Source organism: Streptomyces sp. CB02923, from assembly GCF_001905005.1.
GTDB lineage: Bacteria > Actinomycetota > Actinomycetes > Streptomycetales > Streptomycetaceae > Streptomyces.
The window spans coordinates 716,121-736,156 of record NZ_LWKZ01000025.1 but is presented as its reverse complement, the minus strand read 5'-3'; the positions used below and the strand labels follow the sequence as shown (position 1 = coordinate 736,156).

19 protein-coding genes are annotated in these 20,036 nt (G+C 73.0%); 7 read left to right on the top strand and 12 right to left on the bottom strand.

Features of this window, described 5'->3' with window-relative positions; translation table 11 throughout:
* Positions 1-189: 189 nt before the first annotated feature.
* Positions 190-930 carry an SLATT domain-containing protein gene (locus tag A6A06_RS31475; RefSeq protein ID WP_073765757.1) on the top strand — a complete coding sequence of 247 codons (741 nt, stop codon included), beginning with the start codon at positions 190-192 and terminating at the stop codon, positions 928-930.
* 60 nt (positions 931-990) lie between these two features.
* On the opposite strand, the gene A6A06_RS31470 is transcribed toward A6A06_RS31475, so the two are convergent.
* The 4 genes from A6A06_RS31470 to A6A06_RS31455 form a co-directional block, all read right to left on the bottom strand.
* On the bottom strand, positions 991-1,641 hold the full coding sequence (locus tag A6A06_RS31470) for a hypothetical protein (RefSeq protein WP_073765755.1): 651 nt from the start codon (positions 1,639-1,641) through the stop codon (positions 991-993).
* A 52-nt stretch (positions 1,642-1,693) separates the two neighbouring features.
* Complete coding sequence (locus A6A06_RS31465) at positions 1,694-2,371, bottom strand: GntR family transcriptional regulator (protein ID WP_073765753.1); 678 nt, start codon at positions 2,369-2,371, stop codon at positions 1,694-1,696.
* Between the two features lie 276 nt (positions 2,372-2,647).
* The gene (locus A6A06_RS31460) at positions 2,648-4,006 is read right to left on the bottom strand and encodes an aspartate aminotransferase family protein (protein WP_073766069.1); all 1,359 of its coding nucleotides are present in this window, start codon (positions 4,004-4,006) and stop codon (positions 2,648-2,650) included.
* A 328-nt stretch (positions 4,007-4,334) separates the two neighbouring features.
* Positions 4,335-5,138, bottom strand: a complete 804-nt coding sequence (locus tag A6A06_RS31455; RefSeq protein ID WP_073765751.1) for a polyphosphate polymerase domain-containing protein — start codon at positions 5,136-5,138, stop codon at positions 4,335-4,337.
* A gap of 236 nt (positions 5,139-5,374) precedes the next feature.
* On the opposite strand from A6A06_RS31455, the gene A6A06_RS42285 reads away from it, so the two are divergent.
* The 3 genes from A6A06_RS42285 to A6A06_RS31445 all read left to right on the top strand — a co-directional run bounded on the left by A6A06_RS42285 (position 5,375) and on the right by A6A06_RS31445 (position 7,853).
* Positions 5,375-5,536 (top strand): hypothetical protein, encoded by a 162-nt coding sequence (locus A6A06_RS42285; protein WP_199931282.1) that lies wholly within the window; start codon positions 5,375-5,377, stop codon positions 5,534-5,536.
* Between the two features lie 242 nt (positions 5,537-5,778).
* Positions 5,779-7,620, top strand: a complete 1,842-nt coding sequence (locus tag A6A06_RS31450; RefSeq protein ID WP_073765749.1) for a serine/threonine-protein kinase — start codon at positions 5,779-5,781, stop codon at positions 7,618-7,620.
* A gap of 50 nt (positions 7,621-7,670) precedes the next feature.
* Positions 7,671-7,853, top strand: a complete 183-nt coding sequence (locus A6A06_RS31445) for a hypothetical protein (protein ID WP_073765747.1) — start codon at positions 7,671-7,673, stop codon at positions 7,851-7,853.
* A gap of 124 nt (positions 7,854-7,977) precedes the next feature.
* On the opposite strand, the gene A6A06_RS31440 is transcribed toward A6A06_RS31445, so the two are convergent.
* Entirely contained in the window at positions 7,978-9,264 is a 1,287-nt protein-coding gene (locus A6A06_RS31440; RefSeq protein WP_073765745.1) for an adenylosuccinate synthase, read from the bottom strand.
* A 175-nt stretch (positions 9,265-9,439) separates the two neighbouring features.
* On the opposite strand from A6A06_RS31440, the gene A6A06_RS31435 reads away from it, so the two are divergent.
* A complete protein-coding gene (locus tag A6A06_RS31435) occupies positions 9,440-10,417 on the top strand; it encodes a hypothetical protein (RefSeq protein ID WP_242441033.1) in 978 nt (325 codons plus the stop codon).
* A gap of 55 nt (positions 10,418-10,472) precedes the next feature.
* Here A6A06_RS31435 and A6A06_RS31430 read toward each other — a convergent pair whose 3' ends face one another.
* Positions 10,473-10,991, bottom strand: a complete 519-nt coding sequence (locus A6A06_RS31430; RefSeq protein ID WP_073765741.1) for a GbsR/MarR family transcriptional regulator — start codon at positions 10,989-10,991, stop codon at positions 10,473-10,475.
* Positions 10,992-11,096: 105 nt separating this feature from the next.
* Between A6A06_RS31430 and A6A06_RS31425 the strand changes: the two genes are divergently transcribed.
* Positions 11,097-12,056 carry an ABC transporter ATP-binding protein gene (locus A6A06_RS31425; RefSeq protein WP_073765739.1) on the top strand — a complete coding sequence of 320 codons (960 nt, stop codon included), beginning with the start codon at positions 11,097-11,099 and terminating at the stop codon, positions 12,054-12,056.
* A complete protein-coding gene (locus tag A6A06_RS31420; protein WP_073765737.1) occupies positions 12,053-13,693 on the top strand; it encodes an ABC transporter permease in 1,641 nt (546 codons plus the stop codon). The genes A6A06_RS31425 and A6A06_RS31420 overlap by 4 nt, the downstream gene beginning before the upstream one ends.
* A gap of 9 nt (positions 13,694-13,702) precedes the next feature.
* Here the strand turns inward: A6A06_RS31420 and A6A06_RS31415 are convergent, their stop codons facing one another.
* The 6 genes from A6A06_RS31415 to A6A06_RS31390 form a co-directional block, all read right to left on the bottom strand.
* A complete protein-coding gene (locus tag A6A06_RS31415) occupies positions 13,703-14,359 on the bottom strand; it encodes a response regulator (protein WP_073765735.1) in 657 nt (218 codons plus the stop codon).
* A complete protein-coding gene (locus A6A06_RS31410; RefSeq protein ID WP_073766067.1) occupies positions 14,356-15,714 on the bottom strand; it encodes a sensor histidine kinase in 1,359 nt (452 codons plus the stop codon). Before A6A06_RS31410 ends, A6A06_RS31415 begins: the two co-directional genes overlap by 4 nt.
* Positions 15,715-15,781: 67 nt before the next feature.
* On the bottom strand, positions 15,782-16,534 hold the full coding sequence (locus A6A06_RS31405) for an alpha/beta hydrolase family protein (protein ID WP_073765733.1): 753 nt from the start codon (positions 16,532-16,534) through the stop codon (positions 15,782-15,784).
* A complete protein-coding gene (gene kynU / locus A6A06_RS31400) occupies positions 16,531-17,715 on the bottom strand; it encodes a kynureninase (RefSeq protein WP_073765732.1) in 1,185 nt (394 codons plus the stop codon). Before kynU ends, A6A06_RS31405 begins: the two co-directional genes overlap by 4 nt.
* A complete protein-coding gene (locus A6A06_RS31395) occupies positions 17,708-18,619 on the bottom strand; it encodes a tryptophan 2,3-dioxygenase family protein (RefSeq protein ID WP_199931281.1) in 912 nt (303 codons plus the stop codon). The genes kynU and A6A06_RS31395 overlap by 8 nt, the downstream gene beginning before the upstream one ends.
* A gap of 204 nt (positions 18,620-18,823) precedes the next feature.
* Positions 18,824-19,237 carry a DUF3151 domain-containing protein gene (locus A6A06_RS31390; protein ID WP_073765731.1) on the bottom strand — a complete coding sequence of 138 codons (414 nt, stop codon included), beginning with the start codon at positions 19,235-19,237 and terminating at the stop codon, positions 18,824-18,826.
* Positions 19,238-20,036: the final 799 nt, after the last annotated feature.

The window sequence follows — 20,036 nt, the reverse complement described above, 5'->3', positions numbered from 1 at the left end:
CGAAGGGCAGTGGCCACTCTTTCGAGTGAGAGCGGGCAGGGTCCTATACCTGATTCCGCACCACTTCCGGGCGGAAATAAAGCGATCTTGGGGGCGAGGCCCACCGTTCGGCGGTAGGAAGGTGGGTGCGCACCGGCCGTCTCGTACGTACCGCGCGCACCGCACGTATCTGCATGAGGGAGTGCACGGGTGAGTCAGCCGGAGATGCAGCCCGAGGGGCTCCCTCGGGAGGAGCGCGGGCCGGGGGGTGGCCGCGGCGATCTGGGGGGCCGCCCCTTTCCGCTGGGGGACTGGGGCGAGCCGGCTGAGCGCCTCGACGAGCTGTACCACTGGGTCGAGGAGGGCGCCCTGCAGGCCGCCTCCTGGTATCTGCACGACCGGGCGGGCAAACGGCGCGGGGCGCGGGCGCTGCGCCTGGGGGCGGCGGCCGGCGTGGCCACGGGCGGCCTGATGCCGCTGCTCGACCTGACCGGGGTGGCGCCCGGGGGCGCGCAGTGGGGGTATCTGGCGCTGCTGGTGGCGGCGGTGTGTGTCGCCGCCGACCGGTTCTTCGGGGTGACCGCGGGCTGGATGCGGGACGTGGCGACCGCGCAGGCGGTGCAACGCCGCCTCGACACGCTCCAGTTCGACTGGGCCTCGGAGAACGTACGCGAGGTCCTCGGCCCGACGGAGGGCACCGCCGGCGAGGCGGCGGAGCGCTGCCTGGGCGTGCTGCGCCGGTTCAACGAGGACATCGCGGAGCTGGTCAGGGCCGAGACCGCCGACTGGATGGCGCAGTTCCGTCCGGGCCCGCTGCCACCGGCCGCGCGGGCCACGGCACCGTGGGGGCAGCGGCCGGAGCCCGGCGGTCCGCAACCTGGCCGGATCACGCTCCCGCCGGGCACCCGCCCCAACATGCCGCGGCAGCGCCCGCCCGAGTCACCGCGCTGAGGCGTACGCCCGCGCGCGCCACGCGGAGAGCGCCGGCAGCGGCGCGCCCGGCCGCCGCCGTCAGCTGAAGACGATCATCGACCCCTGGCCCAGGCTGCGGGTCGCTGCGGCGTGCAGCCCCAGCCAGACGTGCCGCTCGCGCGCGAACGGGCTGTCGTCGAGGGGCAGCCCCTCCACCCGTTCCTCCAGCGTGGTGGGCCGCGCGGGCGCTTGCGGCGCGGCCGGCGGATTGGCCGGATCGATACCGATGGATGGCGCGACCAGTTCGAGGTCGCGCAGCAGCCCGTGCGCCGAGCCCAGCGGACCGCCGCCCTCCAGCAGTTCGTCGGTGGCCAGCGGGTGCGGGAAGTCGACCGGAACGTACGCCCCGGCATGGTCGTAGTGCCAGACCAGGTGCGACTCCTGCGCCGTGGTCTCGAACATCTCCAGCAACTGCTCGTAGTCCCCGCCCAGTTCGTCCACGGGCGTCACTTCGAGCCCGCAGATCCGCAGCAGGTACGCACGCCGCAGGAAGTGCAGCGCGTCGTAGTCGAAGCCCGCGACCGGGGCGACGTCCCCGGACAGGCCGGGCATGTAGCTGAAGACGGGGACGGGCGGCAGTCCCGCCTCCGTGAGGGCCTGGTCGTAGGCGGCGATCTCTTCGGAGAAGGGGTTGTCGGGGCTGTGGCACAGCACATCGACAAGGGGGACCAGCCACAGGTCACATGCCACGGATGAGGCTCGCTTCCGGTCGGGTGGGGGGTTTGGTCGGGACAGCGTAGTGCTAGGCAGGGCCGCCGACGAGGGCGAGGGAGTGGTCGTTGTACTCGCGCACCAGCCGCTGCGCCTCGGGAAGGTCGTGCCGCACGACGGCGCTCACCAGATCCCGGTGGCCGTGCCACAGCCGGCCCCGCAGATCGCTCTCGCGCCGCAGCAGCGGCACGGCGAAGACCCAGCTCTGTACGCGCACCCGGTCCAGGAAGTCGCTGATGTACGGGTTGCCCACCAGGCTGCCCAGTTCACGCCAGAAGCGCAGGTCGTACCCGATCAGCACGTCCAAGTCCCCGGCCCGCGCCGCCCGTTCGGCCTCCTCGGCGCGGCGCCGGACGGACATCAGCGCCGCGGGGGACACGGCACTCAGCGCCCGGTCGGCACGCGTGCGGAAGATGCCCTCGACGATCAGGGTGCGGGCCTCGACCATGGCCCGGTAGTCGGTGGCCGTGAAGGCGTGCACCCGGAAGCCGCGGTGCTGCTCGACGTCCAGGAGGCCCTGGGCGCACAGGTCGAGCAGCGCCTCGCGCACCGGCGTCGCGGAGACCCCGTACTGCTCGGCGATCTCCTTGACCGTGAACTGGTCTCCGCAGGGCAGCCGTCCGGCCAGCACCTCGTCGCGCAGCGCGTCGGCGATCTGCTGGCGCAGGGTGTTGCGCCGTATGACTCCGCTGCCTGGGCCGGCGGGCATCGTGTCCGTCTCCTTCGGCGGCCCCGTGGGCCCGGGGGCCCGCGCGACCGCATGGTCCGTAGACCGCGCAAGGAGAGCGGCCGTCGCCCTCACGATAAGCGAGGGGGACGGGCGGGGCGACGGTGGCGCGGGAGCGGCCGGGGGCGGCCGGGGCCGCGGAGGGCCGCCCGCGTCCGGTCCCGGAGACGTCCGCACCCGCCCCTGGGCCGTACGCCACCGGCCCCACGGGGGGGCCCCACTGCCCCCGGGCACCGCCCCCGGCCGCCGCGTCCCGGCTCAGCCGGTGTGCGCGTCCGCCGCCGACAGTGCCATGTCCAGGGCGGCCAGGCCCTCCTTCGCCTCGGCCTCCGTGACGGTGCAGGGCGGTACGACGTGGGTACGGTTCATGTTCACGAAGGGCCACAGGCCACCGCGCTTGCAGGCCGCCGCGAACTCGGCCATCGGGGCGTTGGCCGCGCCCGACGCGTTGTACGGCACGAGCGGCTCCCGCGTCTCCTTGTCCCGGACCAGCTCCAGCGCCCAGAAGACCCCCGTGCCGCGCACCTCGCCGACCGACGGGTGCCGCTCCGCGATGGCGCGCAGTCCGGGCCCGATGACCTTCTCGCCGATCGCCGCGGCGTTCTCCACGATCTTCTCCTCGGCCATCGCGTTGATCGTGGCAACGGCGGAGGCGCAGGCCAGCGGGTGGCCGGAGTAGGTCAGGCCGCCCGGGTAGGGGCGCTGGTCGAAGGTGGCGGCGATCTCGGCGGAGATCGCGACGCCGCCCAGCGGTACGTACCCGGAGTTGACGCCCTTGGCGAAGGTCAGCAGGTCCGGCGTGACACCGAAGTGGTCGGCGGCGAACCAGCGGCCCGTACGTCCGAAGCCCGCCATGACCTCGTCCAGGATGAAGACGATGCCGTACCGGTCGCAGATCTCGCGGACGCCGGCCAGGTAGCCGGGCGGGGGGACCATGATCCCGGCGGTGCCCGGGACGGTCTCCAGGATGACCGCGGCGACCGACTGCGGCCCCTCGAAGGCGATCGTGTCCTCCAGGTGCGCGAGCGCGCGCTCGCACTCCTGGGCCTCGCTCTCCGCGTGGAAGGGCGAGCGGTACAGGAACGGGCCCCAGAAGTGCACGACCCCGGCCGAGGCGGTGTCGGAGGGCCAGCGGCGCGGGTCGCCGGTCAGGTTGATCGCGGCGGACGTGGCGCCGTGGTACGAGCGGTAGGTGGACAGCACCTTGGTCCGGCCGGTGTGCAGCCGGGCCATGCGGACGGCGTTCTCCACGGCCTCCGCGCCGCCATTGGTGAAGAAGATCTTGTCGAGGTCGCCGGGGGTGCGCTCGGCGACCAGGCGGGCGGCCTCCGAGCGGACGTCCACGGCGAAGCCCGGCGCGAGGGTGCACAGCTTGCCGGCCTGCTCCTGGATCGCGGCGACGACCTTCGGGTGCTGGTGGCCGATGTTGGTGTTGACCAACTGGGAGGAGAAGTCGAGGTAGCGGTTGCCGTCGTAATCCCAGAAGTACGAGCCTTCGGCACCGGCGACCGCCAGCGGGTCGATCACGCCCTGCGCGGACCAGGAGTGGAAGACGTGCGCGCGGTCGGCGGCCTTCACTACCGCACCGGCTGCCGGGTCGGGTTGCGTCGTGGTCACGGTCACTACCTCGGATCGCTCGGGCCCGCCAAGGGGCACGGTACGGCGGACGCCCTCAGCCTAGGGAGCGGTGCGCGGCGCCGGGTACCGACACTGTGTACGCCGCTCACCACGGGCGCGGACAGACTGTCGGTGGAGCTGTAGGAAACTCCAGGGCGGACGCCGGGGGCCGTACCGTCCTGGTGCCGGTGCCGGTGCCGGTGCCGGTGCCGGTGCAGGGCGTGGCGGGCGGCACCGCCGTCGTCCTCGTGGCCTTGTCGGAGGCCCGCTTCGGCCCGGCCGGGCCGGGCCCGCGCGCCTGAAGGGGAGGCACCCCGCGGGGTGCCTCCTACGCCGCCGTACGCGGAAACGCCGCCCGCACCGCCCGCTGCCACTGGCTGGCGGTCAGGCCGGGCCGCAGTGCCGCCATCGCCCCGCAGTACTTGGTGAATTCGGCGGCGCGCAGCCCGTAGGTGTGCAGCAGCCGGTCCGCCTCCGTGAGATGGCCGGATACCGCGGTCTTGGTCTCGACCAGGACCAGGCCGCCGTCGGCCCGTACGCTGCGGCCGGTGCCCGCGTCCCGGCAGATCAGGCCGGCGTCGCAGGTGATGCGCTGCCCGTCGGCGACGAACGTGGCGCGCCGGTAGTCGGTCACCAGCGACGGCACCAGGTCCACGGGGGCGGCGATGCCGTACGTACCGCGCAGGACGGAGGCCAGGAAGCCGCGCGGGCCGCGCCCGAGCGTCGCCTCGCCGGGCAGCAGCGGCTGCCGCCGCTTGAGCGTCTCGCCGCGGCGCCCCTTGAGCTTGATCTCGAACTGCCGCTCGCCGGAGTCCTCGTACAGCCGCTCGCGGATCTTGTACCGGTACCGGCGGCCCTGCCGGTGGTCGTGGAACGTCCGCAGGTCGGGGGTGTCGTAGTAGACGGAGTGGTAGCCGAACCAGCGGCGGCCGTTGATGCACAGCGCCTGGAACGGGCCGCCCGGCCGGTGCGGGTCGGTCAGCCGGGCCGCGAAGTCCGCGAAGATCTCGACGGGCACGAGGTAGCTGTGGTCGATGCGCGCCATCAGCTCCGCGCGGGCCTGGAGTTCGGAGAGGGTTATCGGGCGCGCGGCCATGGCGGCGCGGGCGATGGCCCGTACGGCGGGAATCACACGGTCTCCTCGGAAAGGGGACGGGGCTGCGGGTGAGCGGGGGATCGGGTGATCGTGCGGGGCCCGCCGCGGTGGGCGCGCTGTGAGGTCGTACGACCGGGCCTGCAGAAAGGTTCCGGCAGCCGGAAGCGGACGTCCACCACCATCAGATCCCGGACACCGCTCACGGACGGCGGCCCGTCCGCTTGCCCACGAACGGCGGTCCGACGCTTGCCCACCGACGGCCGTCCGACCGCTTGCCCACCGACAGCGGTCTGACCGCTTTGCGCCGCATCCGCCCGTATCGCGGCGCGTTCACCCCTGAGGCGGCCGAACAGCTCGGCGACACGGTGGACTTCCACACACTCGTGGAGGCGGTGGAGACGCTGTCACACGCGCTCGATAACCTCGGCTACTGAGGCCACCGAAGTGTGGTCTCACGCCCGCGTCCTGACGACCGTTCCGAAGCCCGCGCCCGGCCCGACCGGCCCGACCGCACCGCCGTTCACCACTCACCACTCGGCCCGAACCACGGCCCGTACGGACACCGGGAACCGAAACGAAACCGGCGGCGTCGTCCAGAACGTTCGCGCCTGCGGCACCGTCCCCGCAGGGCACGTACGGGAGCACAGGGCGAACAAGGTGAAAGGGCAAGCAGAACGTGAATGAGCGCGCAGCGCGCGGCCTCGGGCAGCTCGGCCCCCAGGACCCGCCGCGGATCGGGGCCTACCGGCTGCTGGGGCAGCTGGGCGAGGGCGGTATGGGCCGGGTCTACCTCGCCCGTTCCGACCGCGGCCGCACGGTCGCCGTCAAGCTGGTCAAGACCGAGCTGTCGGGCCAGGACGACTTCCGGGCCCGGTTCCGGCAGGAGGTGCAGGCCGCGCGGCGCGTCGGCGGCGAGTGGACCGCGCCGGTCCTGGACGCCGACACCGAGGCCGAAACCCCGTGGGTGGCCACCGGCTACATCGCGGGCCCCTCCCTCCGCCAGGTGATCACCGAGGGCCGTACGCCGCTGCCCGAACGCTCGGTACGCATCCTCGCCGCCGGGCTGGCGGGCGCCCTGCGCAGCATCCACGCCGCCGGCATCGTGCACCGCGACCTCAAGCCGTCGAACATCCTGCTCACCATCGACGGCCCCAAGGTCATCGACTTCGGTATCGCGCGGGCGCTGGAGGCGGTGACCGTCGGCGGCGGGCTCACCCGCACCAACCAGGCGGTCGGCTCCCCCGGCTTCATGTCGCCCGAACAGGTGCGCGGCAGACCCGTCACGCCCGCCAGCGACGTCTTCTGCCTCGGCTCGGTGCTGATGTTCGCGGCGACCGGACGGCTGCCCTTCGGTACGTCCGACAGCGGTGTGCACGCCCTGATGTACCGCATCGCCCAGGAGGACCCCGACCTGTCCGGGCTGCCGTACGGGCTGCACAGCCTGGTCGCCGCCTGCCTCGCCAAGGACCCGGCGCAGCGCCCCACGCCGGACCAGCTCATCGCGTACACCAGATCCGACGACGACGGCCACGAGCCCTGGCTGCCCGGCGCGCTCATCGCCGAGCTGGGGCGGCACGCGGTCGGACTGCTCGACGCGGAGAACCCCAACGGCGCCTGGGACGAACCCGGCGAAGGGTCCTGGGGCCATCACGACGCGGCCCGGGACCGGACCCCGGCCCCCGCTCCGGCGCCCTCCCCGGCAGCCGCCCCGCCATCGGCCCACGGCTCCGCGCCCCCGTACGCGGCGGCACACGCCCCGACACCCCCGCCGGGCGCTCCGGGGGCCGCCCCGGCGTCTCACGCGGCGGCCTCCACCCACGGCCGCCGCCGCAAGAGCCCCACAGGCCGCACCGGCCACGGAAACCACACCGATCACACCAGCCGCACCGGACCGGCCCGGCAGACCGGTCAGGCCGACGGCACCGGACCGGGCGGACCGGCTGGACAGACCGGACAGAGCAGCCGCACCGGACAGGCCGGCCGCTCCCGCTCCTCCGGGCGCTCCCGCACCGGCCGCACCCGCTCGGCCGGTCTGGCCGCCGCCGTCGGCCTCGGCCTCGCCACCGCCGGCATCGGCATCGCCTACGTCCTGTTCAGCCCCGACGAGGACGACGGGGCGCCCGCGAAGGCCGACGGCGGCACCGTGACCACGGCGGACGGCAAGGTCGGCCAGAAGGCCGGCAAGGAGCCCGGCAGCATCCCGCAGAAGTTCCTGGGCCAGTGGGAGTCCAAGAACGGCAAGGGAGGCCCCAACTACCGCTTCACCCTCACCCAGGGCGAGGTCGGCGACACCGTGCTGGCCATGGAGGCCAACGGGCCGCAGTTCCACTGCGAGTTCAAGGCCATCCTCATGAACCCCGGCCCGCCGCTGCGCCTCGGCCCGACCACCGTCGTGGCGGGCCCGGCGACCAGTTGCAACGCGGGCGCACCCAGCACCCTCCGCATCCACCCCGACGGAAAACTCCGCCGGGTCTTCGACGACGGCAAGAAGACGCTGACGTACACGAAGAAGGACTGATGCAGGTCCGTGCGGTACATGGGGGTGCCGTATTCGGGAACACGACAGACGTGACGGTGGAAACCTGGCACGAATCCCTGGCCTGGCAGCTGGGGGTCACCCGTGAATCGTCCCGCGAACTGGTGCGCAGAAGCAGGGCGCTGATCGAGGAGAACCATCGGCTGCTCGACGAGAACTACCGGCTCAGGCAGCAGCGTGCCTCCATCGTGGGCAGCACCCCCGCCCACCGGTAGCGGTCCGGCGGCCCGGCAGGCGGGCGGTGCTCCGGAAGTGCCCCGGAAAACGCGGGAGCCGCGTCCCCGCTCCGTGGCGGAGCGGGGACGCGGCTCATGTACGGCTGCACACCGCGCGGACGCCTCAGTCCAGGAACGAGTTGACCTGAATCGTCTCGTCCCGGCCCGGACCGACGCCGATCGCGGAGATCGGCGCGCCGGACATCTCCTCCAGCGCCTTGACGTACGCCTGCGCGTTCTTCGGCAGCTCGGCGAAGGTCTTGGCCTTGGTGATGTCCTCGGACCAGCCCGGCAGGTTCTCGTAGATCGGCTTCGCGTGGTGGAAGTCGGTCTGCGAGTAGGGCAGCTCCTCGACGCGCTTGCCGTCGATCTCGTACGCGACGCAGACCGGGATCTGCTCCCAGCCGGTGAGCACGTCCAGCTTGGTGAGGAAGAAGTCGGTCAGGCCGTTGACGCGCGTGGCGTAACGGGCGATGACCGCGTCGAACCAGCCGCAGCGCCGGTCGCGGCCGGTGGTCACACCGCGCTCGCCGCCGATGGTGCGCAGCGCCTCGCCGTCCGCGTCGAACAGCTCGGTCGGGAACGGGCCCGCGCCGACCCGGGTCGTGTAGGCCTTGAGGATGCCGATGACCCGGCTGATCTTCGTGGGGCCGACCCCCGCGCCGGTGCAGGCGCCGCCCGCGGTCGGGTTGGAGGAGGTCACGAACGGGTACGTGCCGTGGTCCACGTCGAGCAGCGTGCCCTGGCCGCCCTCGAAGAGGACGACCTTGCCGTCGTCGATCGCGTTGTTCAGCAGGAGGGTGGTGTCGGCCACGTAACCCTTGATCTGGTCCGCGTAGCTGAGCATCTCCTCGACGACCTGCTCGGCGACCACCGCACGGTGGTTGTAGAGCTTGGCCAGCACCTGGTTCTTGAAGTCGAGGGCCGCCTCGACCTTCTGGTGCAGGATCGACTCGTCGAAGAGGTCCTGCACCCGGATGCCGGTGCGGTTGATCTTGTCGGCGTAGGTCGGGCCGATGCCGCGGCCGGTCGTACCGATCTTCCGCTTGCCGAGGAAACGTTCCGTGACCTTGTCGACCGTGATGTTGTACGGCGTGATCAGGTGCGCGTTACCGCTGATCAGCAGCTTGGACGTGTCGACGCCACGCTCGTTGAGTCCGCTCAGCTCGGAGAGCAGGACCGCCGGGTCGACGACGACACCGTTGCCGATGACCGGGGTACACCCCGGCGAGAGGATTCCGGAAGGGAGAAGGTGCAGCGCGTATTTCTGGTCGCCTACGACAACCGTGTGACCGGCGTTGTTGCCGCCCTGGTAACGCACCACATAGTCGACGGACCCACCGAGCAGATCGGTGGCCTTTCCCTTGCCCTCATCACCCCACTGAGCACCGAGCAGCACAAGTGCGGGCACAGGCGTACACCCCTTCCGGGCGGGGCATGTCCAACGTGCGTGAGGCCGTATGCATGCGGATGCATGCGTACGACATCGCTAGAGCCGTCGAACCGGTGCCCCGGAATAGACGAAGCCCCTGGCGCAATAGCGCAAGGGGCTCTTGCACCGAGATGCTACCTGAGGAAGGACCGAGGTGTCGGCGCAGCCTTCTGGGCACTCTCTCCCGGACGGGATCCGGGGGCACCCCCTGCTCGTGGTCATCGACCCGGCAGCCCGCCGTACGGACGGCGAATCCGTACGCATCGCCAAGGACGTCCTGTGCGCGGGCGCGGCCGCGAAAATCTGCCTTCCGGACGGCCCCGAGGAGTACGCGCGGGCACTCGCCCGCCGCGGCCATCGCCGCCCCGTGGTGATCGGGGACGACCGCGCCCTGCTGCGCGCCGTGGCGCTGCTGCACAAGGAGCGCGACCTGGCGGGGGTGGCCCTCGCGGTGGTGCCGGTGGGCGCGCCGGGCGCGGTGGCGCTGTCCCGCGCGCTGGGCGTGCCGACGGACGCCGTCGCCGCCGCCCGCGCGGTCCTGGACGGTACGGAGCAGAGCCTGCACCTGCTCACGGACGACAGCGACGGCATCGTGCTGGGCGGCCTGGACATCCCCTCCGGTACGGAGCCGGAGCGGCCGGGCGTGCGGAGCCTGCGGAGCCCGTGGAAGGCCCCTGAGGGGCGGCGTGCACGGCACCTGCCGGGTCCGCGCGTCGGCGCGGACGGAATCCCCCGGCCGGTTCCCCGCGCGCCCTGGTGGCCCCTCCTCGCCCGCAGGGTCCGTACGGCCCTGTCGCGGCTGACCGCCCCGGCCGGCACGCCCGGCAGCCGGCGCTCCCGTACGGCGGGCCACCGGCTGCGGGTCGAGGCGGACGGCGTGGTGCTGGCCGACCTGGACCGGCCGGTGCGGTGGGTCTCGGTGACGCCCGGCGACGGTGACGGTGCCGGGCTGGCCGAGGTGGTGGTGCACTGGCAGGAGGCCGGGCCGCCGGTGCGGGCCCGCGCACGGGCGGTGACCGTGTCGGGCGCGGACTTCCGCTACCGGGCGGACGTGGTCGTCGGCGGGCCGGTCAGGACCCGTACGTGGACGGTGCATCCGGACGCGTGGCGGCTGACGCTGCCGCACGACTGACGCGGGGGCTTGCTCCAGCGTGCGCGGCGACGCCGCCGCGCACGGGGGGCATCCCTCAGCCCTCTCCCCGCAGCTGGGTGTCCCGGTACTTGCGCCAGCGGTCCAGCATGCCGGCCAGCTCGCCCTGCATGAACTCGAAGAAGGCCACGGTCTCGGCGACCCTGGCGCCCGCCGGGCTGTCGGGGCCCAGCGACTTCGCGCCCTCGCGCAGTACGTCTTCCCAGCGCGTCAGCATGTGGTCACGGTTGCCCAGCGTCTCGTACCAGAGCTCGTTCTGGAGCCGGTAGCGGTCCCGGCGGGTGCCCGGCTCGCGCTCCCGGCGGACCATGCCGACCTGCACCAGGTAGCGGATCGCGCCGGAGACCGCGGCGGGGCTGATCTGCAGCCGTTCGGACAGTTCGGCCGAGGTGAGGGCGGCGGAGTCGGCGGTGAGCAGCGCGGCGAAGACCCGGGCGGCCATCCGCTGCATGCCCGCCTCGGTCAGCTCCGCGGCGAAGCGCTCCACGAACCGGGAGACGGCTTCCTCGTCCCGCCCGGTGCCCTCGCGCTGCTGCTGCTCTGCCTGCTCACTCACCCTCTGATCCTTTCCCCTGCTCCCCCGGTCCGGCGTTCCGTCCTCACCGACTTTATACGGTTTCTTAACTTCACAAATTTGTGAAAGAAGCGTACGTTCAAAAACATGACGAAGGCAATCACGGTGTCCGGCCTCCGCAAGGCATTCGGCCGGACCCTCGCACTGGACGGCCTCGACCTCGACGTCGAGGCCGGTGAGGTGCACGGCTTCCTCGGCCCCAACGGCGCCGGCAAGTCGACGACCATCCGCGTCCTGCTCGGACTGCTGCGCGCCGACGGGGGTGGCGCGCAGCTGATGGGCCGGGACCCGTGGCGCGACGCGGTCACCCTGCACCGCCGGATCGCGTACGTCCCCGGAGACGTCACCCTGTGGCGCAACCTCTCCGGCGGCGAAGCCATCGACCTCTACGGACGGCTGCGCGGCGGCCTCGACACCGCCCGCCGCGAGAACCTCCTGGAGCGCTTCGAACTGGACCCCACCAAAAAGGGCCGCACGTACTCCAAGGGCAACCGCCAGAAGGTCGCCCTGGTCGCCGCGTTCGCCTCCGACGTCGACCTGCTCATCCTGGACGAGCCGACCTCCGGACTGGACCCGCTGATGGAGGAGGTCTTCCAGGACTGCGTCGAGGAGGAGCGCGACCGCGGCCGTACGGTACTGCTCTCCAGCCACGTCCTGTCCGAGGTCGAGGCGCTGTGCGACCGCGTCAGCATCATCCGCAAGGGCCGCACCGTCGAATCCGGCTCCCTCGCGGACCTGCGGCACCTGACCCGTACGAGCGTCACCGCCGAACTGGCCGGCGCGCCCGACGGGCTCTCCGGCCTCCCCGGCGTGCACGACCTCGACGTCCAGGGCCACCGGGTCCGGCTCCAGGTGGACACCGACAAGCTGGACGCGGTGCTGCGCTCGCTCAGCCAGTCCGGCGTGCGCAGCCTGACCAGCACACCGCCCACCCTGGAAGAACTCTTCCTGCGCCACTACCAGGACGACACCCGCGGCACCCAGGGCCCGGCACCCGCCGCCACCACCGCTTCCGCTCCCGCTCCTGAAAAGGCGCACCTGCGATGACCACCGCGACACTCCCCGCGACCGCCCGTACCGGCGGCTCCCGCGACCTGGCCGGCACCGGCACCCTGCTGCGCCTGGCACTGCGCCGGGACCGGCTGATGATCCCGGCCTGGGTACTGCTGCTCGGACTGACCGTCGTCAGCATGGTCAGCACCCTGGAAACGCTCTACGACACGCCCGCCAAGCGCGCGGAAGTGGCGGGCTCGATGACCGCCAACGGCTCGCTGCGCGCCCTCTACGGGCCGGTGTTCAGCGACTCCCTCGGCGGCCTGACCGCCTGGCGCATCGGCGGCATCGCCGCACTGCTGGCCGGTGTCATGAGCCTGCTGATCGTCGTACGCCACACCCGCGAGGAAGAGGAGACGGGCCGCCAGGAACTCCTCTCCGCCGCCATGGTCGGCCGGCGCGCCCCGCTCACCGCCGCACTGCTCGCCGCCCTCGCCGCCGACGCGGCCCTGACGCTGCTGATCAGCGCCGGACTGGCCATGTCCGGCCAGCCGGTTGGCGGCTCACTGGCTTTGGGCCTCGCCATCGGCGGCACCGGCCTGGTCTTCGCGGGACTGGCGGCGATCACCGCGCAGCTCACCGAGAGCGCGCGGGCCGCCAAGGGCCTCGCCGGAGCCGTGCTGGGCGCGGCCTTCGTCCTGCGGGCCGCGGGCGACGCCGCGACCGAGGACGCCTCCTCCCCGCTCACCTGGGCCTCCCCCGTCGGCTGGGCCGAGAACCTGCGCGCGTTCGCCGACGAGCGCTGGTGGGTGCTCCTGCTCTTCCTCGCCGGTACGGCCGTCACGACCGGCGCCGCGTACGCGCTCACCGCGCGCCGCGACCTCGGCATGAGCTTCCTGCCCGCCCGACCGGGACCGGCCCGCGCACCCGCCTCCCTGAACGGCCCGACCGGCCTGGCCTGGCGCCTGCAACGGACCACCCTGTTCGGCTGGTCGGCCGGCTTCCTCCTGGCCGGCGCCGTCTTCGGCAGCATCGCCGACGGCGCGTCCGACCTGGTCGGCGACAACGAGCAGACCCGCGAGATCTTCGAACGGATGGGCGGGCAACAGGGCCTGGCCGACGCGTTCGTGTCAGCGCTGACCGGCATGCTCGGCATGGTCGCGGCCCTCTACGCGGCGGGCGCCGTCCTCCGCCTGCGCGGCGAGGAGACCGGCGACCGCGCCGAACCGGTCCTGGCGGGCGCCGTCGGACGCCTGCGCTGGGCCGCCGGACACCTGGCCATCGCCTTCCTCGGAACGGCCCTCATCCTGCTCCTGGGCGGCCTGGGCCTCGGCTTCACGTACGGCCTGACGGTCGGCGACGTCGGCGGCCGGCTCGGCCCCGCGGTGGGCGCGGCCCTGGCCCAGGCCCCGGCCGTCTGGGCACTCACCGGCGTCGCGGTCCTGCTCGTCGGCGCCCTGCCCAAGGCGGCGGCCGCCACCTGGGCCGTGGTCGGCGGCTGCCTCGGCATCGGCTGGATCGGCCCCGCCGCCCGACTCCCCCAGTGGGCGATGGACCTCTCCCCGTTCAGCCACCTCCCGAAGCTGCCGGGCGGCGACCCCACAGCAGCCCCGTTCCTGTGGCTGCTCGGCCTCACAGCCCTCCTCGTCACCGCCGGCCTGACCGCCCTGCGCCGCCGCGACCTCGGCTGACGCCGGTGCTCACCCGCCCGGCGTGACCAGCCGGGCCTCGTACGCGAAGACCGCCGCCTGGGTGCGGTCGCGGAGGCCCAGTTTCACCAGGATGCGGCTGACGTGGGTCTTCACCGTGGACTCGGCGACGACCAGATGTTCGGCGATCTCACCGTTGGAGAGGCCCTGGGCCACCAGCACCAGGACCTCGGTCTCGCGCTCGGTGAGGTCGCCGACGCGTTCCTGGGTGGGGGCCTTCGGCGTGTCCAGCTTGGAGAACTCCGAGATCAGCCGCTTGGTGACGGTCGGCGCGAGCAGCGCCTCACCGCCCGCCACGATCCGTACCCCCTCCGCGAGCTGGCCCGCCGAGGCGTCCTTGAGCAGGAAGCCGCTCGCCCCGGCGCGCAGCGCCTGGTAGACGTACTCGTCGAGGTCGAAGGTGGTCAGCACCAGCACCTTGGCGTCCGCGTCGGCGGCGACGATCTCGCGGGTCGCCTCCAGCCCGTTCATCTCCGGCATCCGGATGTCCATCAGGACCACGTCGGGGCGCAGTTCGGCGACCTTGGCCACCGCCTGCCGGCCGTCCACGGCCTCCCCGACGACCTCGATGTCCGGCATCGCGCCCATCAGGACCGAGAAGCCCTCCCGGACCATCACCTGGTCGTCGACGATCAGTACCCGGATCATTTCGTCTTCTCCCCCGCCGTGCCCTGTGCCGCCGTGACCGGTATGAACGCCGCGACCTCGAATCCGCCGTCCTGGGTGTGGTCCGCGGTGATCTCCCCGCCCAGCATCTGCACCCGTTCCCGCATCCCCAGTACGCCGTGTCCGGCGCCCGGTGACGGTTTGGCCAGCCGGCTCGCCTTGCCGTTGACGATACGCAGTCCGAGTCCGCCGAGCACGTACGAGATCTCCACCCGCGCCTCGGCGCCCGGCGAGTGCCGCAGCGCGTTGCTCAGCCCTTCCTGGACGATGCGGTACGCGGACAGCTCGACGCCCTGCGGCAGCGGCCGGGACGCGCCGGTGACCACGGCCTCGACGACGAGTCCCGCACCGCGCACGCTCTCCAGCAGCGAGTCGAGGCTGGCGAGGGTGGGCTGCGGCGCCTCGGGGTCGGAGTCGGCGAAGGCGTCCGGGTCCTCGGACCGTACGACGCCGAGGATGCGCCGCAGCTCGGTCAGCGCCGCCACCGCGTTCTCCCGGATGGTCGAGAAGGAGGTGGCCAGCTCGGGCGGGGTGTCCTTGACGCGGTACGGGGCGGCCTCGGCCTGGATGGCGATGACGGACATGTGGTGCGCGACCACGTCGTGCAGCTCGCGGGCGATCAGGGCGCGTTCCTCCAGCAGCGTGCGCCGGGAGCGCTCCTCGGCGGTGGCGGTCTGCGTCTCGACGACGTTCTGCCGCTCCTCGCGCCAGGCGCGGATGGCGGCGGCGGGCACCAGCACCAGCACCGTCAGCACCGCGAACGGCGCCACGTCCGAGATCGCCCGGGGCGCGAGCAGCACCATCACCGCGGCCCCGGCCATGGTGGTCAGCCACATCTCGGCGGCCAGCCGGGGCCGGGTACGGAGCACGACCAGGACCATCACCGCGGTGTGGGTGACGAAGCCGATCTCGTACCCGGAGGATCCGGACCCGGTGACGACGTAGGCCAGCGCCGCAAAGCCGAGCGCCCCGCCCGACAGCCAGAACGCGCCGACCGGGCGGAACAGCGTCAGCGCGAGCGGCGCGGCGAGCAGGAAGCTGAAGACCGCCGTGATGAGGAAGCTCAGCGGGCCGCTGCGGGCCATCACGCTCGTGGTCGCGAGGAACACGAGGGCCGCGACGGACGCGAGCACGACGTGCGGAGCCCAGCGCACATGGCGGCGCAGCCGCTGGGGGACCCACGACCACCCGGACAAGCGGGCGTCGTCCAGGGGCAGCATCGGGCGGAAGGCGAAGGCGTCCACGATCAGGTCCTGGCGCAGCCGGTTCAGCGCGCCGCGGACGAGTCGGGCTTCCGAGCGCAGGTCGTCGCGCTGCGTGCGGGTCGTCTGGTTCACGTACACCACGGTAAGCAGAGCGCGGTCCGCGGTCGTCCCCTCCTGAGCGGATCTGCGGGCCTCCTCCTCAAGTACTACGGAGGGTGGCGAGGAGGACGCGGAAGGCGTCCGTGCCGGGAGTGACGGGCGCGTAGTGGCCCGTGCCGGGCTGCTCCCGCAGCACCGGTGCCGGGCCGCCGGCGGCCTCCGCCGCCCGTACGTAGCGGCGGGACAGCTCGATGGGCACGTCGGCGTCGGCGGTGCCGTGCAGGAGGGTCACGGGCACCGTACCCGGCAGCCGCCGCACCGGGTCCGCGGCGGAGAGCCGGTCCGCCCACCCCGCCCCGGCGCCCAGGAACTCCGCCACCGCGCCGCCGCTCAGTCCCAGCTCGTGGGCGCGCGCGAGGTCGGCGACGGGCGCGACGGCGACGATCCGCCGCGGCGCGTCCGGGCCGCGGCGGCCGGCCAGGAGCAGCGCGAGGTGTCCGCCCGCCGAGTGCCCCACGGCCACCACGGGCCGCTCCACCGCGGCCACGGCGGCCGTCACGTCCTCGTACGTACGCGGCCAGCCGCCGCCCGCGCCCGCCCGGCGGTACTCGGCGAGGGCGACCGGAAACCCGTGCCGGGCCAGCTCCGCCGCGAGCGGCGACAGGTGCGTACGGTCGTACGCCGCGCGCCAGAACCCGCCGTGCAACAGCAGCACCACCGGCCCGTCGTTCTGCGGCCCGTACAGGTCGATCACCTGGTCCGGATGCGGCCCGTACGCCAGCGCCGCGTCGGGCGCCGCGGAGGCGAGGCCGAGCAGCGCCGCCTCCTCGTCCCCGGCGCCCGGTCCGCTCACCCCACGACCTCGCCCAGCACCCGCGCGGCGCGCGCCACGTCCGCGAAGGAGGTGTAGAGCGGCGTGAAACCGAAGCGCAGCACGTCGGGGTGGCGGAAGTCGCCGATCACCCCGCGCCGGATCAGCTCCGTCATCACCTTCCCCGCGTCGGCGCACGCCAGGGCGATCTGGCTGCCCCGCAGCGGGTGCTCGCGCGGGGTGACGCAGCGCAGCCGTCCCTCGGGGACGTGGGCGTCCACGCACTCCAGGAAGAAGTCGCCGAGCGCGAGACTCTTGGCCCGTACGGCCTCGACGGACACGCCGTCCCAGACGTCCAGGGCCGCCTCCAGGGCGAGCATCGACAGGATGTCGGGCGTGCCGACGCGGCCGCGGATGATGCCGTCGGCCGGGGCGTAGGCGGGGTCCATGCCGAAGGGCACGGCGTGCGAGTTCCAGCCGGGCAGCGGTGAGTCGAACCGCGCCTGGAGCTCTTCGCGCACATACAGGTACGCGGGCGCGCCCGGCCCGCCGTTCAGGTATTTGTACGTGCAGCCCACCGCGAGGTCGACGCCATGGGCGTCCAGCCGGACCGGCAGCGCGCCCGCGCTGTGGCACAGGTCCCAGACCGCCAGGGCCCCGGCCTCGTGCAGCGCGGCGGTGATGCCGGGCAGGTCGTTGAGCCGGCCGGTGCGGTAGTCGACGTGGTTGACCAGCGCGAGCGCGGTCCGGGGGCCGGCCTCGCCGGGTATCCGCGCGGCCGGCAGGGCACGCAGGGTGCAGCCCGTCATCCGCGCGGCGGACTCCGCGATGTACCCGTCGGTCGGGAAGGACGCCTCGTCGGCCAGGATCTCGTTCCGGCCCTCGCCCGCCATCCGTACGGCGCCGACCACCGCCTTGAAGACGTTGACGCTGGTCGAGTCGCCGACCACCACCTGTCCCGGCGCGGCGCCCAGCAGCGGGGCGATCCGGTCGCCGACCCGCTCCGGAGCGGTCCACCAGCCCGACTCCTCCCAGGAGCGGATGCGCAGCTCGCCCCACTCCCGGCCGATGACGTCCGCGACCCGGCCGGGCACCTGGCGGGGCAGCGCCCCCAGCGAGTTCCCGTCCAGGTACACGCAGTCGTCCAGGACGAACTTCTCCCGGACCGCTCCGAGTTCGTCCTTTCCGTCGAGCGCCGCGGCGCGCTCCGCCGGTTCAGACATGGCTGCGTGCCGTCCACAGCTCCGGAAAAACGTTCTTGCTGGCCCGTTTCTCCAGCCACGCCACGCCCGCCGAACCGCCGGTACCCATCTTGGCTCCCATCGCCCGTCGCGTCGCCACCAAATGATCGTTTCGCCAGCGCCACACCAGCTCCGCGACGTCCGTCAACGCCTCGCCGAGCCGCACCAGTCCGCTGTCGCGCGGCCCCTCGTACACCTCGGCCCACACGGCCTCGACCCGCGCGTCCGGCTCGTACCGCGCGGTCACCTCACGGTCCAGCACCTCGCGGGGTATCCCGTACCCCCGGCGCGCCAGCAGCCGCAGCACCTCGTCCCACAGGCTCGGCTCCTGCAGCGCCTTCTCCAGCTCGGCGTACTCACGCGGCGCGCCACGGTGCGGTACGAGCATCGACGCCGACTTCTCGCCCAGCAGGAACTCCAGCCGCCGGTACATCGCCGACTGGAACCCCGAGCCCTCCCCCAGCGCCCCCCGGAACGCGTTGAACTGCGCGGGCGTCAGCCGCGCCAGCGGCTTCCACGCCGCGTTGAGCGCCTCCATCTGGTGGGTCGACCGCTCCAGCGCCTCCATCGCGGCCGGCAGGTCGTCCCGGCGCAACGCCTGCGCCGCGGTGTGCCACTCGTGAACGACGACCGTGAACCACAGCTCCATCACCTGCGTCGTGACCAGGAACGCCATCTCGCCCGGATCGTCGGACAGCGGATGCTGGAGGTGGGTGAGCACGTCCGCGTGGACGTAGTCCTCGTACGGCGTCGTACCCGTGCTGCCGATGCTCAGGTCGGGCTGCCGGGCTTCGGCGGACTCCGGCTGCGCCGGATCTGACTGCGGCTGCGCCGGGGCGGTCTCCGGCTGCGCCGGGGCTTTCTGCGGGGCGGACTGCTGCGACATGAGGAACTCCTCGATGCTGCTGGCTTCCGGGTAGCGGTCCGCTCCTTCCCGTCGGCAAACGGAGCCCCGGTCCCCTCGGGCACGGAATCTTTCGGCCCACTGGCATCATCCGTGCTCCACCGAAGGCGCGCAAGGGGCCGGTCGCGCATGCGCGACCGGCCCGCGAACCGTCCCGGCCCTCAGCCGGAAGCGCAGCTCAGCGCCTTATGAAAGGGTGTCCGCCGCGGTCGGCGACGACTCCCGCAGGAACGTCGTGCAGCGCTCGTACTCCTCCTGCTCACCGATCGTCTGCGCGGCACGGGCGAGGGCGTGCAGCGCACGCAGGAAGCCGCGGTTGGGCTCGTGCTCGAACGGCACCGGCCCGTGCCCCTTCCAGCCGGCCCGGCGCAGGGAGTCCAGGCCGCGGTGGTAGCCGGTACGGGCGTACGCGTACGACTCGACCGTACGGCCCGCCTGGAACGCGTCGTCCGCGAGCTGCGCCCAGGCCAGCGAGGAGGTCGGATACTTCGCCGCGACATCCGCCGGGGCGGCACCCGAAGCGAGGAGCTCGCGGGGCTCGGGGTCGTCGGGCAGTTCGGTCGGGGGCGGTCCCCCGAGGAGGTTCTCGTGAATGGCCATACGGTCCATCTTCCCGGAGGGGCGGCCGACGACGTACCCCGGGCGGGGTGGGCCTGATTCGCGGGGTCACGCGTGCGTGGGGTGGGCGTTTGCGCTTCGCGCGGGGGGTGTGCTGGCGGGCGGGTCGCATTGTGTGACTCGTGGGGCGGGGGCGCGCAGGGGGCCAACTCCTCGACACCGTGTACGGCAACGGGGAATGTAGTTGTGAACCCAGATACCCGGCTGCTCTGCGGGGATGGCCCCCTACGCACCCCCTCACGTCGTTTGGCGACTGCGGCCAGCTGGGGGGAATTCTTCGATCACCCCCGTGCCCGCCCACCACATGGTGAGGCTCACGGGACGGAGGCGGGGCGGCCATGGCGTCACCCGGCGGTGGGTGCGCACCCCGCGGCGTGCCTGATCGGCGCCCACCTAGCGGTGAGGCCCACGGTGGCGGGGCGGGGACGGGCCATGGCGTCACCCGGCGGCGGGTGCGTACCTCATGGCGTGCCTGGCCCAGCCGCCACGCTCCGCGCGGCGGGCCCAGTCCACCGCGCTGCGCGCGGTGGACACGGCCCCGGCCCCTGCGCTGCGCGCAGGGGTATTGCAGCCACGATGGCGGGAAAGCCGCAATCCGGCCGGGCTCGGGTCCACGCAGGGGTCTCCCCGCAGAGCAGCCGGGTATCTGGGTTCACTATGTTTTCGCCGTTGACGTACACGGTGTCGAGGAGTGACCCCTGCGTGGGCCCGAGCCCACCCCCACCGGCCAGACCGCGCACAGCACCCACCCCCACCGCGCAAACGCATTCAACGGGCCGCA